At 64.5% G+C, this 12,722-nt stretch carries 11 protein-coding genes; 4 read left to right on the top strand and 7 right to left on the bottom strand.

Annotation, left to right across the window (positions count from 1 at the left end):
* Positions 1 to 30 precede the first annotated feature (30 nt).
* Entirely contained in the window at positions 31 to 1,002 is a 972-nt protein-coding gene (locus GYH34_RS13195; protein ID WP_161913979.1) for a type II secretion system F family protein, read from the top strand.
* Here GYH34_RS13195 and GYH34_RS13190 read toward each other — a convergent pair.
* Both GYH34_RS13190 and GYH34_RS13185 read right to left on the bottom strand, forming a co-directional pair.
* The gene (locus GYH34_RS13190; protein WP_161913978.1) at positions 974 to 1,855 is read right to left on the bottom strand and encodes a tetratricopeptide repeat protein; all 882 of its coding nucleotides are present in this window, start codon (positions 1,853 to 1,855) and stop codon (positions 974 to 976) included. The genes GYH34_RS13195 and GYH34_RS13190 overlap by 29 nt on opposite strands.
* 67 nt (positions 1,856 to 1,922) lie before the next feature.
* Positions 1,923 to 2,990 carry an FUSC family protein gene (locus GYH34_RS13185; protein ID WP_161913977.1) on the bottom strand — a complete coding sequence of 356 codons (1,068 nt, stop codon included), beginning with the start codon at positions 2,988 to 2,990 and terminating at the stop codon, positions 1,923 to 1,925.
* Between the two features lie 87 nt (positions 2,991 to 3,077).
* Between GYH34_RS13185 and GYH34_RS13180 the strand changes: the two genes are divergently transcribed.
* The 3 genes from GYH34_RS13180 to GYH34_RS13170 are packed head-to-tail and all read left to right on the top strand — an operon-like array spanning position 3,078 to position 5,775.
* Positions 3,078 to 4,472: a leucyl aminopeptidase family protein gene (locus GYH34_RS13180; protein ID WP_161913976.1), complete on the top strand. Its 1,395-nt coding sequence runs from the start codon at positions 3,078 to 3,080 to the stop codon at positions 4,470 to 4,472.
* Positions 4,469 to 5,317 (top strand): C40 family peptidase, encoded by an 849-nt coding sequence (locus GYH34_RS13175; RefSeq protein WP_161913975.1) that lies wholly within the window; start codon positions 4,469 to 4,471, stop codon positions 5,315 to 5,317. The genes GYH34_RS13180 and GYH34_RS13175 overlap by 4 nt, the downstream gene beginning before the upstream one ends.
* A 5-nt stretch (positions 5,318 to 5,322) precedes the next feature.
* Positions 5,323 to 5,775: a MaoC family dehydratase gene (locus GYH34_RS13170; protein ID WP_161913974.1), complete on the top strand. Its 453-nt coding sequence runs from the start codon at positions 5,323 to 5,325 to the stop codon at positions 5,773 to 5,775.
* A 15-nt stretch (positions 5,776 to 5,790) separates the two neighbouring features.
* On the opposite strand, the gene GYH34_RS13165 is transcribed toward GYH34_RS13170, so the two are convergent.
* The 5 genes from GYH34_RS13165 to GYH34_RS13145 all read right to left on the bottom strand — a co-directional run bounded on the left by GYH34_RS13165 (position 5,791) and on the right by GYH34_RS13145 (position 12,469).
* Positions 5,791 to 6,573 (bottom strand): phosphorylase, encoded by a 783-nt coding sequence (locus GYH34_RS13165; RefSeq protein WP_161913973.1) that lies wholly within the window; start codon positions 6,571 to 6,573, stop codon positions 5,791 to 5,793.
* Between the two features lie 88 nt (positions 6,574 to 6,661).
* The gene (locus GYH34_RS13160) at positions 6,662 to 8,290 is read right to left on the bottom strand and encodes an ABC transporter ATP-binding protein (RefSeq protein ID WP_174242455.1); all 1,629 of its coding nucleotides are present in this window, start codon (positions 8,288 to 8,290) and stop codon (positions 6,662 to 6,664) included.
* Between the two features lie 8 nt (positions 8,291 to 8,298).
* The gene (locus GYH34_RS13155) at positions 8,299 to 9,462 is read right to left on the bottom strand and encodes an ABC transporter permease (protein ID WP_161913971.1); all 1,164 of its coding nucleotides are present in this window, start codon (positions 9,460 to 9,462) and stop codon (positions 8,299 to 8,301) included.
* Between the two features lie 3 nt (positions 9,463 to 9,465).
* Positions 9,466 to 10,575: a microcin C ABC transporter permease YejB gene (locus tag GYH34_RS13150; RefSeq protein ID WP_161913970.1), complete on the bottom strand. Its 1,110-nt coding sequence runs from the start codon at positions 10,573 to 10,575 to the stop codon at positions 9,466 to 9,468.
* Positions 10,576 to 10,579: 4 nt separating this feature from the next.
* On the bottom strand, positions 10,580 to 12,469 hold the full coding sequence (locus GYH34_RS13145; protein WP_244635110.1) for an extracellular solute-binding protein: 1,890 nt from the start codon (positions 12,467 to 12,469) through the stop codon (positions 10,580 to 10,582).
* Positions 12,470 to 12,722 lie beyond the last annotated feature (253 nt).

The following is a 12,722-nucleotide window of genomic DNA, read 5'->3' as shown; positions in this document are numbered from 1 at the left end:
CGCCGCGTCGAGCGAGGGGTCACTAAAACCATGGAGCAGATCGTCAAGCTGGCGACCAATGGGCGGCTGATGTTCAGCCTCATCGTCGCAATGGCGGTCGTCGCCACCATATGGTCGCTGGGCGCGACCTTCCTGCAGAGCGACACATTGGCCAAGCGCATGAAGAGCGTCGCCAATGAGCGCGAGCGCATCAGGGCGCGTGAGCGCGCGGCGGCCAAGGCGGACGGCGGCGGCCTGCGCTATCAGCCAAAGCAATATATGAAGAATGTCGTCGACCGCTTCTCCTTGTCGACATGGCTCAACACGGACGACGCCAAGCTGCGTCTCGCCTCCGCCGGCTATCGCGGTCCGCAGGCGGAAGTGACGTTTCTGTTCTTCCGGCTGGTGACGCCGATCGCCTTTGCGCTCTTCGCGGTCTTCTATCTCGTGGTGCTCGACGATTCCGATTGGCCCATGCTCACCAAGGCGGGCATTGTGATCTTCGCGACCTATCTCGGGGTGAAGACGCCGGAGCTGTTCATCAGCAACACGATCACCAAGCGGCAGCAGAGCATGCGCATCGCTTTTCCCGATGCGCTCGATCTCATGCTGATCTGCGTCGAATCGGGCATGTCGGTCGACCACGCCTTTCGCAAGGTGGGGCAAGAGATCGGCGTGCGCTCGGCGGCGCTCGCCGAGGAATTCGCGCTGGCGACGGCGGAGCTCTCCTATCTGCCGGATCGTCGTCAGGCCTATCAAAATCTGACGGCGCGCACCGGGCTCGAGAGCGTGAAGCAGATTTCCACCGTGCTCATTCAGGCGGAGAAATACGGCACGCCGCTCGGCCGCGCGCTGCGCGTCACGGCGCAGGAGAGCCGCGACATGCGCATGGCGGAGGCCGAGCGCAAGGCCGCGGCGCTGCCGCCAAAGCTCACCGTGCCGATGATCGTCTTCTTTCTGCCGGTGCTGATGGTCGTCGTGATGGCGCCGGCGATTATTCAGGTGATGGCGCAGAGCTGGTGAGCGCGCCGAGTCTGGCGCGCTGCGCGGGCGCTTCGGCGCTCTTTCGCTTGGTCTTCTCGCTATAGCTCTGTATCTCGCGCCAGCTGTTGGATTGCGCGATCATTTGGCGGATCGAGGCGACATTGGCCGCGGCGTCGATCGGCGAGAGATCATGACGCGACCAATTCTCGGCCTCGTCGAACTTGCCCTGCAGCGCCAGCACGAGCGCGAGATTCTGACGTACCCGCATGTCGGCCGTGGGCTGCGAGGCCGCGGTCAGCAATGTGCTCTCGGCCTGCGGCAACTGCTTGGAGAGCGCATAGGAGAGCCCGAGATTGGAGAGAACCTTCGGATCATTGGGCTTGATCTTCAACGCGGTCTGATAATATTCGCGCGCTTCTTCGTGATTGCCGAGCTGATCGGCGATCGAGCCTTGCGCCGAGAGCACAGTCCAATCGGGGCGCTCCGGCGTGTGGGCGCGCGACAAGACATCGGCGGCGTCACGCAGACGTCCGGCGTCGGCGAGCGACTTGCCATAAGCGCCGAGCACAGAGAGATCGTCCGGATAGCGAATGGCGAGGCCTTGCAGCACGGCGACGGCCTGCGCGTTGCGATCGAGCGCATGCAGCGCCTTGGCGTAGGTGAGCGCGACGGATTTGTTCTTGGGGTCGGCGTCGAAGCGACGACCCCATTCGTCGGCGAAGCGGCGCAACTCGGCCTCGTCGCTCGGCAGCTCGACGCGTCGCGTCGCGCCGATCGAGCCGGTGACGTCGGTGAGCGGCTGCGCGCAGCCGCCGAGCGCGAGCAGCGCGCAAATCACCAGCGCGCTCGGCGCGCCTTTGCGGCGCGTCGCGACGAAATGGCACGGGAACATCGGGCGACCCCTCTCTTGCGGTTGAACCGTCAGGGTCGAGCAATAAATCGTTAACCTTGCCGCTTCCTTAACGAGCGCGCTCGGCGATCCGGCGCTCGAGCTCGTCGAGATCGCCGCGCCATTGCTCGAGCGCGAAGCCGAGCGCGAAGACATGCTCCACCTGCTCGACCGGCAGGCTGCGGAGGATTCCTTCTTCTCGGAACGCTGCGATCTCTCGCGAATAAGCGTCGAAGGCGCCGTCCAATGTCTTGCTCGCGACTGGCGCGCGCGCGCCGGTCAGCGCGGCGCCGGTCTCGAGAAGCTGGGCGGCGGCGTTGTCGGCGATCACCCCGAGCAAAGTCTCGAGGCGCGGCCGCAGCCGCTCCGGCAAGGGCGTGACCGCGGCGCGGCCGATCATCACCAGATCATGCCGCATTCGCAGCAGCGCGCGCAGCAGCGGCGCGAGATCAGGCTCGGCCTCGAGGAAGGCGATGCGCTCATGACGCGCCTCCTGCTCCATCTTGTCGAGACGGGCGAAGGCGTCGCCGATGCCGCGCTGGAGATCGCGAATCGCTTCGGGGTCCTGTGGTTGCGCGAAGCCCGCGAACAGCCGAGGCAGCGCCTCGGCCATGACGGCGAGCATTTCGGCGCCGGCCTCGAGCGCGAGAATGCGGGCGCGGGCGGGAAAGACGAGATGCGACACGACGAGCGCGACGCCGCCGCCGAGCGCCACCTCGAGCACACGATCATAGGCCGAATGAAAGGCGGTCGCATGGGTGATGGTCGGCGCGAGCACGACGATGACGCCGGTCGCCGGCGCGACCGAAAATCGCGGCGTCAAGGCGGAGAGCAGGGCGAGCGGCGCTATGGCGAGGCCGAGCAGAAGCAGCAGTGTCAGCTCGTGGGCGCCGACGACATAATTGGAGACGAGGCCGGCGTAGATCGCGCCGCCCAGCGTGCCGAAGGAATAGTCGATCGTCGCCTTGACCGAGCGGCCGACGCTCATTTGCGTGAGGATGACCGCGGTCAGCACAGCCCATAATATCATCGGCGTGCCGAGGAGATGGCCGATTCCGAGCGTCGCCACAGCGGCGATCGTGATCCTTGCGCCGAGCGCGAGCTGGGCGCGATAGCGGGAGAGGGGACCGATTTCCATGGGCCAAGTCCTATAACGTCTTCGTGTCCTTCGTGTCTTGGTGCTAAAAAACGACAAAGACAGGAACGAACTCGAAAAGAGGGCGATATGAGCCGATTGGAGGAATGGACGGCGGAGGCGACGCCGATCGATTTCGTCGATAAGGAGAGCTGGCCGATTCTCGCCGAGACCTTGCCGCCGCCGATCGCCGCCTTCGCGCGCGCTTGCGGCTTCGACGGCAAGGTGGGCGCGTATCTGCTCGCGCCGGGGCTGGATGGCGCGCCGGCGGTGGTTCTGTTCGGCGTGGAGGCGGCGGGGGCGCGCCATCGCGATCCTTTCCTTGCCGGCAAGCTCGCGACCTTGCTGCCGCCGGGCCTCTATCGTCTGCGCGAAGGCGTATCCAATTCCTATTCGGCCGCGCTCGCCTTTTTGCTCGGCGGCTATTCTTTCTCGCGCTATGTCGCGCCGAAGAAGGAACGCCCGCGCCTCTGCGCGCCGCAGGACGCCGATCGCGCGCGCATAGAGCGCGTCGCCGCCGCGCTCTGCTTCGGGCGCGATCTCGTCAACACGCCCGCCAATGATCTGGGGCCGGAGGCTCTGGCGGAGGCGGCGCTGGCGCTCGCCGCGCGGCATGGGGCGCAGGCGCGCGTCATCGCCGGCGATGCGCTGCTTGCGGAGAATTTCCCGCTCGTTCATGCGGTCGGCCGCGCGGCGGCGCAGGCTCCGCGGCTCATCGACATCACCTTCGGGCCGGAAGAGGCGATGAAGGTGACGCTGGTGGGGAAGGGCGTCTGTTTCGACAGCGGCGGCCTCGATATCAAGCCGAGCAGCGCCATGCTGCTGATGAAGAAGGATATGGGCGGCGCCGCCACGGCGCTGGCGCTGGCCGATATTCTGATGGGCTCTGGCGCGCGCTTGCGCTTGCGCGTGCTGCTGCCCATTGTCGAGAACGCCATTTCCGCGGACGCCATGCGGCCGGGCGATATTTATCCGAGTCGCAAGGGCCTCTCGGTGGAGATCGGCAACACGGATGCGGAAGGGCGGCTCATTCTCGCCGACGCTCTGGCGTTCGCCGCCGAGGAGGACCCCGATCTCCTGCTCGATTTCGCCACGCTCACCGGCGCAGCGCGTGTCGCGCTCGGCCCGGAACTGCCGGCCTTCTATACGGGGGACGATGCTCTGGCGCTGGAGATCGAGACCTATGGCCGCAAGCTCGGCGATCCAGTGTGGCGGCTGCCCTTGTGGGAGCCCTATGATTCGCAGCTCGACGGCAAGGCGTCCAATATCGCGAATGTATCGTCGAGCGGACATGCGGGCTCGATCACCGCGGCGCTGTTCCTGCGCCGCTTCGTGACCAAGCCCGAGAAATGGGCGCATTTCGATCTCTTCGCCTGGACTCCTTCCGCCAAGCCCGGCCGGCCGGAGGGCGGCGAGATTCAGACGGCGCGGCTCCTTGCCGAGCTGATCGAGGAGCGCGCCGCCCGGTGGAGCGTGAAGACATGAGCGAGAGCTTCGACAAAAGGCTGACGCCGGCGCGGCCTAATCTGGCCGCGCGCCATCTCGAGGGCAAGGTCGAGGCGGCGCGCTTCGTCGATGGGCGCCGCATGCAGGTGAAGGAAGGCGTCGCCGATCTGAAGCGCGAGCCGCGGCCGGATGCGCGGCTCGACACGCAGGCGCTCTATGGCGAGACGGTTATCGTCTACGATGATGAGGAGGGCTGGTCCTGGGCGCAGCTCGAGCGCGACTCCTATGTCGGCTGGATCGCCGCCAATGTGCTCTGGAGCCGAATAGAGACGCCGACGCATCGCGTCAGCGTTCCCCGCACCTTTGTTTTTCCGCGAGCTGAAATCAAGGACCCGCCCTTGCTCGCTCTGCCGCTCGGCGCCGAAGTGGAGATCGTCGGCGAGCGCGACAAATTCCTCATCGAGGCCGGCGGCGGCTTCATCTATCGCACGCATCTGACGCCGCGTGCGTCACGCGTCGCGGATTTCGTCGCCGTCGCGGAGAGCCTCATCGGCGCGCCCTATCTTTGGGGCGGCAAGAGCTGGCTCGGCGTCGACTGCTCCGGCTTGGTGCAGACTTCCCTCGCCTTCGCCGGGATAGAGGCGCCGCGCGACACGGATCTGCAGGAGACATCGCTCGGGCGCGCGCTCGCGGAAGGCGAGCCTTTGCGGCGCGGCGATCTCGTTTTTTGGAAAGGCCACGTCGGCATCATGCAGGACGCCGAGCGCCTGCTGCACGCCAACGCTTTTTATCTGCAGGTCGCCAGCGAGCCCTTTGTCCCGGCGCGGGAGCGGATTTTGGCATCCGGCTCGGCGGTGACGAGCGTGCGACGAATCTTCGAGTGACGACAATGTCCGAGCCGCTCTACCTCGAGGACCTCTTCGTCGATCAGCGCTTTCGCGGCGGGCCGCTCGAGGTCACGACAGAAGAGATCAAAGCCTTCGCAGCCAAATTCGACCCGCAGCCCTTTCATCTCGACGAGACGGCGGCGAAGGACAGCCTATTCGGCCAGCTGGTGGCCAGCGGCTGGCACACGGCCTCGCTCACCATGCGGCTGCTGACACAATGCGCGTCATTTTCTGGCGGGCTGATCGGCGTCGGCGGCAAGGTCGAGTGGCTGCGGCCTGTGCTGCCGGGCGATCTTCTGAGCGTCGAGGCGACGATCCTGCGTATTTCGCCCTCGAAATCACGTGACGATCGCGGAATGGTGAAGATGCGCGTCGTGACGTCCAATCAGCGCGGCGAAACCGTGCAGCTGCTGGACGCCAGCGTCCTCGCTTTTCGGCGGCCGGCGGGGCCGTGACGCCGCTCTCGGCCGCTATTTGACTTTTTGATAGGCGCGCAGCAGGCGCCGCAGGGCGATCACGCCGGAGGCGCGGCTCGGATCATAGGTCGGATTGCCGCCAGCAAAGCCCGTCGCATAATCCGAGATGACCGCCATGGCCGCGAAAGGCAGAGCGAAACGCTTGGCGAGTATCGCCTCCGGCGCGATCGCGACGCCGAGCGCGTCGGCGCCGAGCGTGCGGGCCATTTTGGCTTCCGCCGGCGTCTCATAGCTCGGGCCGGAAAACCACATGAAGATCCCTTCATGCAGCGTCACCCCGGCGCCGGCGCCGGCCTGCTTGAGGCGGCGCAGCAGCCTTTTGTCATAGGCGCCGTTCATATTGACGAAATTCTGTCCCGCGGCGCCGATGAGCGGGTTGAGTCCGCTGAAATTGATGTGATCGGTCACGGAGAGAATGGAGGAGGGCTGAAAATCGGCGTTGGTGGACGTGGCGAAGCCGGTGGAGAGCAGAGCCCTCACATTCAAAAGCGTCAATGTCTCGATCGGCGAGGACATCAGGCTGGGATCACCGCTTTCGTAGAACTCTGAGCGGCCCTTGAGGAACAGCATGGGCGCGCCTTCGACGAGGCCGATCACGACCTCGCCGCCCTCGATCTCGGGAAATCCCGGCAGCTCGGAATAGGGTATGGCGACCGCCTGCTCGCCGATATCGGCGGCGGCGAGAAATTCGCGTCCGAGCACGACCGCGGTTTCGATCGGCCCCAGAGGATTGCGCGCGCCGATGATATCGGCGGCGTCCCTTGCGCGCGTGCTCATGAATAGCCTCGAAAGGATTCGAATCGTCGCCGCCGAGTGTGACGAAGCCGAGGCCTCGCCGCAAGGGCGCGCGTGGCCGTCACTGGAATCAGGCCTTGTCGCCCGGGTGCGGCTCGGCCTCTATGCGGAAGGCGGCGGCGAAGAGGGCGCGCGTGTAGTCGCTCTTGGGCGCGGCGAACACCTCCGCCGCCGGGCCTTCCTCCACCACCTTGCCATAGCGCATCACGATGAGATGCGCGGCGAGCGATTTCACCACTTTGAGATCATGGCTGATGAAGAGATAGGCGAGGCTGTGCTTGGCCTGCAATTCGCGCAGCAGATCGACGATTTGCGCCTGCACGGACATGTCGAGCGCCGAGGTCGGCTCGTCGAGCACGATGAATTTCGGCTTCAGCACAATGGCGCGGGCTATGGCGATACGCTGGCGCTGGCCCCCCGAGAATTCATGCGGATAGCGATCCATCATGGCGGGGTCGAGCCCGGTCTCGGCCAGCGCCTTGGCGACGATCTCACGCGTCTCCTCGAAGGTGAGGCCCTTCATTTGCACGCCGAGGCCCTCGGCGACGATCTCGGCGACCGACATGCGCGGCGACAGTGAGCCATAGGGGTCCTGGAAGACGATCTGCATGTCGCGGCGCAGCGGGCGCATTTCTGCGACCGATTTCGCGTCTATGCGCTCGCCCAGATAGAGGATCGGCCCCTCGGAGCGGATGAGGCGCAGCAGAGCGAGGCCGAGCGTCGTCTTGCCGGAGCCCGATTCGCCGACGACGCCGACCGTCGAGCCGCGGCGCACGGCGAGCGTGACGCCGTCCACCGCCTTGATATGGCCGACAGTGCGGCGCAGGAAGCCGCGCTTGATCGGAAACCAGACCTTGAGATCATTGGCGGCGACGAGCACGGGCTCGTTCTCGTCATCCGGCGGCGGCGAGCCCTTGGGCTCCGCGGCGAGCAGCGCCTTGGTGTAGGGATGCTCGGGCGCCGAGAAGACCTTCTCGACATCGCCCTTCTCGACGATGCGGCCGTGCTGCATCACGCAGACATCATCGGCGAAGCGCCGCACCAGGCCGAGATCATGGGTGATGAAGAGCATGGCCATGCCATAGGTCTTCTGCACGCGCTCCAGCAGAGCGAGAATCTGCGCCTGCACGGTGACGTCGAGCGCTGTCGTCGGCTCGTCGGCGATGAGCAGGTCCGGCCGATTGGCGAGCGCCATGGCGATCATCACGCGCTGGCGCTGGCCGCCCGACAATTGATGCGGAAAGGCGGTGAGACGCTCGGAAGGGTTCGGAATGCCGACCTCGCCGAGCAGTTCCACGACGCGTGCGCGGATCTTTTCCGCGCCGCGCGCGCCATGCAGATCGAGGATCTCGCCGATCTGCTGCTCGATCGTCTGCAGCGGATTGAGCGAGGTCATCGGCTCCTGGAAGACCATGGTGATCTTCGCACCGCGAATGGCGCGCAGCTCGGCGTCCGAGATCCGCAAAATGTCCTTGCCGGAAAAGTCGATGCTTCCCGACGGATGAATCGCCGACGGCGGCAGCAGCCGCACGATGGAGAGCGCGGTGATGGATTTGCCGGAGCCGGATTCGCCGACGAGCGCCAGCGTGCGGCTGCGCTCGACCGAGAAGGAGACTTTATCGACCGCGAGCGTCTCCTTGCCGCCTTGCGAGAAGGCGATGGAGAGATCGCGGACGTCGAGGAGGGGGGAAGAGCCCATGCGATCGTTCACCGGAAGGTCTTTCGCGGGTCGAAGGCGTCGCGCACCGCTTCGCCGATGAACACCAGAAGCGAGAGCATCAGCGCGATGATGACGAAGCCGGTGAGGCCGAGCCAGGGCGCCTGGAGATTGGATTTGCCTTGCAGCAGCAATTCGCCGAGCGACGGCGAGCCCGGCGGCAGGCCGAAGCCCAAGAAGTCGAGCGAGGTCAGCGTCGTGATCGAGGAATTGAGCACGAAGGGCAGGAAGGTCAAGGTCGCGACCGTGGCGTTGGGTAGAAGATGCCGCGTGATGATGCGGAAATTGGAGAGGCCGAGCGCGCGCGCGGCGTTCACATATTCGAAATTGCGCGCGCGCAGAAATTCCGCGCGCACCACATGCACGAGCGACACCCAGGAGAACAGCAGCAATATGCCGAGCAGCACGAAGAAGCCCGGCGCCAGAAAGGAGGAGACGATGATGAGCAGATAGAGCTGCGGCAGCGACGACCACACTTCGATAAAGCGCTGGAAGACGAGATCGACCCACCCTCCGAAAAAGCCCTGCACCGCGCCTGCAGCGACGCCGACGATCGAGGAGATGCTCGCCAGAATGAGGCCGAACAGCACCGATAGTCGGAAACCATAGAGCAGACGCGCGACGACATCGCGGCCTTGGTCATCCGTTCCGAGCCAGTTCCATTCGATCGCCGAGCAGCCGAGATGCGCTTTCTCTGGTCCGAGCTTCTTGGCCGCGGCGGCCTCGCATTGGGCCTTGGTGAGCAGCCATGTCGGCGGCGAGGGCGCGGGCGTCGGCAGATCGAGATTATGCGTGTCGTAGGAATAGTGAATCGGCGGCCAGATCATCCAGCCATTGGCCTCGATCTCTTTCTCGATCGTAGGATCACGATAGTCCGTGCGCGCGAGAAAGCCGCCGAATTTCTCTTCCGGGTAGTCTTTGAAGATCGGGAAGAGCAGCTCGCCCTTGTAATAGGCGAGCACGGGCTTGTCATTGGCGATGAAGTTGGACGCCAGCGAAAGCAGAAAAAGCGCCATGAATATCCAGAAGGACCAATAGCCTCTGGAATTGGCCTTGAAATTCTGCAGCCGGCGGCGATCGATCGGCCGCAGGCGCAAGAGGCCGCCGTCGGGAATCGCCGGCGCGAGCTTCACTTGGGAACTGGTCTCGTTCATCGGTCAGACCTCGCGCGTCTCGAAATCGATGCGCGGATCGATCCAAGTGTAGGTGAGGTCGGAGAGGAGATTCACCACGAGGCCCAGCAGCGCGAAAATATAGAGATTGGCGAACACCACCGGATAATCGCGATTGACGATGGATTCGTAGGAGAGATAGCCGAGCCCGTCGAGCGAGAAGATGGTCTCGATCAGCACCGAGCCTGTGAGGAAGGCGTGCACGAAGGCGCCCGGAAAGCCGGAGACGACGATGAGCATGGCGTTGCGGAACACATGGCCATAGAGCACGCGGTTCTCAGTCAGGCCCTTCATGCGCGCCGTCTGCACATATTGCTTACGGATCTCGTCGAGGAAGGAGTTTTTGGTCAAGAAGGTCTGCGTCGCGAAGGCGCCGAGCGTCATGGCGAGCACGGGCAGGCAGATGTGCCACAGATAATCGCCCACCTTGGCCGGTAGCGACAGCTCCGAGAAATTCTCCGAGACGAGGCCGCGTAGCGGGAATATCTGCCAGAATGAGCCGCCGGCGAAGAGCACGATGAGCAGCATAGCGAAAAGAAAGCTCGGTATCGCATAGCCGATGATGACGAGATTGGACGTCCACGCGTCGAAACGCTCGCCGTCGCGCACCGCTTTGGCGATGCCGAGCGGAATGGAGACGGAATAGGAGATGAGCGTCATCCACAATCCGAGCGACATGGAGACCGGCAGCTTCTCGCCGATGAGCTTCAGCACGCTCTCGTCACGGAAATAGCTGCGGCCGAAGTCGAAGACGGCGTAATTCTTCACCATCAGCAGGAAGCGCTCCCAGGCCGGCTTGTCGAAGCCGAACTGCTTTTCCAGCTCTGCGATGAATTTGGGGTCGAGCCCCTGCGCGCCGCGATATTTGGAGGCGCCCTCCGCGCCGGCGCCCGGCGTCGCCGCGCCGCCGCGGCCGACATCGCCGCCGCCGCCGGAAAAGCGCGAGGTCGCGCCCATGTCATAGCCCTGCAGCTGCGCGATGACGCGCTCGACAGGGCCGCCCGGCGCGAATTGCACAATGGCGAAGGAGATGAGCATGATGCCGAGGATCGTCGGGATCATCAGCAAAAGGCGTCGCAGAATATAGGCGGCCATAGGTTCAGCGCCCCGTGTAGTTGATCTTGCGCGCCTTGGCGTCGTCCCACCACCATGTCGCGGCTATGCCCGTGTCGAAGCGCGGATAGCGCTCCGGGCGGCCGAACACGTCCCAATGGGCGATCCAATGCGTCGGCTTGTAGTAGTGCGGAATCCAATATTGGCCGGCGATCAGCACGCGGTCGAGCGCACGGCAGATGGCGGCCAGCTCCTCGCGCGAATTGGCGACAAGCGCTTTTTCGATGAGCGCATCGACGACCGGATCGGCGACGCCGATGACATTTTGCGAGCCCTTGGTGCGCGCCGCCTCGGAGCCGAACATGATGCGCAGCTCCTCGCCAGGCGAATAGGCGATGCGCACGCGCTCCATGATGACGTCATAGTCGTGATCGTCGAGCCGGGATTTGTATTGCGCCGCGTCGACGACGCGCATGCGGGCGTTGACGCCGATCAGCTTCAGATTCTTGATGAAGGGCTGCGTATGCCGCTCGAACATGCTGGTGTTATAGAGAAACTCGAACTCGAGCGGCTTGCCGTCGGGCAGGCGCAGCACGCCGTCCTTGCGCGTGCAGCCGGCGTCGGTCAAAAGGTCCACGGCCTTGCGCAAGAGATTGCGATCCTGTCCCGAGCCGTCCGACACCGGCGGCTGAAACGGCGCCTCGAAGACTTCCTTAGGCAGACGATTGCGGTACGGCTCGAGCAGAGCGAGCTCGGCCGGCGTCGGAACGCCGACCGCTTCGAGATCGGAGTTCTCGAAATAGGAGCTCGTACGCTTATACGAGTCGTACATGAGATTATGGTTCGTCCATTCGAAATCGAATGCGTAGCCGAGCGCCTTGCGCACGCGCGGATCGGCGAACACCGGCCGGCGTATGTTCATGAACCAGCCCTGCGTTCCCGATATGTTGTAATCGGGAATCTCCTCGCGCTTGACGCGCCCGTCACGGAAGGCGGGGAAGTCGTAGCCCGTCGCCCAAATGGCCGAGGTGAACTCCTCATGCACGGTGAAGGCGCCGGCCTTGAAGGCCTCGAAAGCGACATTGCGGTCGCCGTAATAATCGAAGCGTATCGCGTCGAAATTGGCTTGGCCGACATTGACCGGCAAATCCTTCGCCCAATAGTCCGGCACGCGCTGAAAGGCGATGAAGCGGCCCGGGTCGACCGCGCCGATCTTATAGGAGGAGGAGCCGAGCGGAGGCTCCAGCGTCGTCTCGTTGAACTTGTGCTTGGTGTAATAGGCCTTGGAGAAGATCGGCTGGCTGGCGACGATGATCGGCAGATCGCGCGCGCGGCCGGGGGCGAATTTCACCACGAGAACGTCATCCGCCTGCGCCGTGGCGCTGACGAGATCGCGCATCGATTGCGCGATCATCGGATGGCCTTCCGCTTTCAGAATGTCGAGCGAGAAGGCGACGTCATGGGCAGTGAGCGGCGAGCCGTCGTGAAAGCGCGCCTCCTTGCGCAGAAAGAATGTATAGGTGAGCTTGTCGGCGGAGATGCGCACCTTTTTCGCGACGAGCCCATAGAGCGCGTCGCGCTCGTCGAGGCTGCCGGCCATCAGCGTGTCATAGATGAGCCCGACGCCCGCGGCCGGATTGCCGCGCAAAATATACGGGTTGAGCGAATCATAGCTGTTCTTTTCGGGCGGCGGCGGCTCCATCACCAGCGTTCCGCCCTTGGGCGCCTCGGGGTTCACATAGGCGAAATGCGGAAAATCCGCCGGCTCGGCGAGCTCGCCGAAAATGGAGAGGCCATGGCTCTCGGTCTCGCCCGCCGTAGCTTCGGCGAGGGCGGGGCGCACGGCCCATCCCGGCAGGGCAAGCCCGGCGAGGCTCGAGAAGGCGGCGAGCGCCCGGCGGCGCGTCACGGGAAGAAAATTGCGTGTTTCAGCCAAGGTGATCTCGCTTTCGGGGCGTCAGGGCTGGCGTGAGCGCGGCGGCTCACGCGAATCCCGCGATTATGTCGGATTTTCAGGATGAAGCCATATGAGATTGCAGCGTTTCCCATATGACGCGCGAGCCGGGGCCGCGGTTCCGCCTTCCGCGGGAGGGCGCCGGATACGCAAGGAAAGCGCCGCTTTTCGGGCAGCGGGACCGCGGGCGGGACTCTCCCCGAATGATTTGCGGAAGCTAAATGTTGTGTCCGCT

It is taken from the genome of Methylosinus sp. C49, assembly GCF_009936375.1.
In the GTDB taxonomy this organism is placed as follows: Bacteria; Pseudomonadota; Alphaproteobacteria; order Rhizobiales; family Beijerinckiaceae; genus Methylosinus.
The sequence above is the reverse complement of the archived record's forward strand: the minus strand, read 5'-3'. Positions and strand labels throughout refer to the sequence as shown.

Coding starts and splice junctions, on each gene's coding strand:
- GYH34_RS13195 (WP_161913979.1), top strand. CDS start 31: ATGGAGCAGATCGTCAAGCTGGCGACCAATGGGCGGCTGATGTTCAGC.
- GYH34_RS13190 (WP_161913978.1), bottom strand. CDS start 1,855: ATGTTCCCGTGCCATTTCGTCGCGACGCGCCGCAAAGGCGCGCCGAGC.
- GYH34_RS13185 (WP_161913977.1), bottom strand. CDS start 2,990: ATGGAAATCGGTCCCCTCTCCCGCTATCGCGCCCAGCTCGCGCTCGGC.
- GYH34_RS13180 (WP_161913976.1), top strand. CDS start 3,078: ATGAGCCGATTGGAGGAATGGACGGCGGAGGCGACGCCGATCGATTTC.
- GYH34_RS13175 (WP_161913975.1), top strand. CDS start 4,469: ATGAGCGAGAGCTTCGACAAAAGGCTGACGCCGGCGCGGCCTAATCTG.
- GYH34_RS13170 (WP_161913974.1), top strand. CDS start 5,323: ATGTCCGAGCCGCTCTACCTCGAGGACCTCTTCGTCGATCAGCGCTTT.
- GYH34_RS13165 (WP_161913973.1), bottom strand. CDS start 6,573: ATGAGCACGCGCGCAAGGGACGCCGCCGATATCATCGGCGCGCGCAAT.
- GYH34_RS13160 (WP_174242455.1), bottom strand. CDS start 8,290: ATGGGCTCTTCCCCCCTCCTCGACGTCCGCGATCTCTCCATCGCCTTC.
- GYH34_RS13155 (WP_161913971.1), bottom strand. CDS start 9,462: ATGAACGAGACCAGTTCCCAAGTGAAGCTCGCGCCGGCGATTCCCGAC.
- GYH34_RS13150 (WP_161913970.1), bottom strand. CDS start 10,575: ATGGCCGCCTATATTCTGCGACGCCTTTTGCTGATGATCCCGACGATC.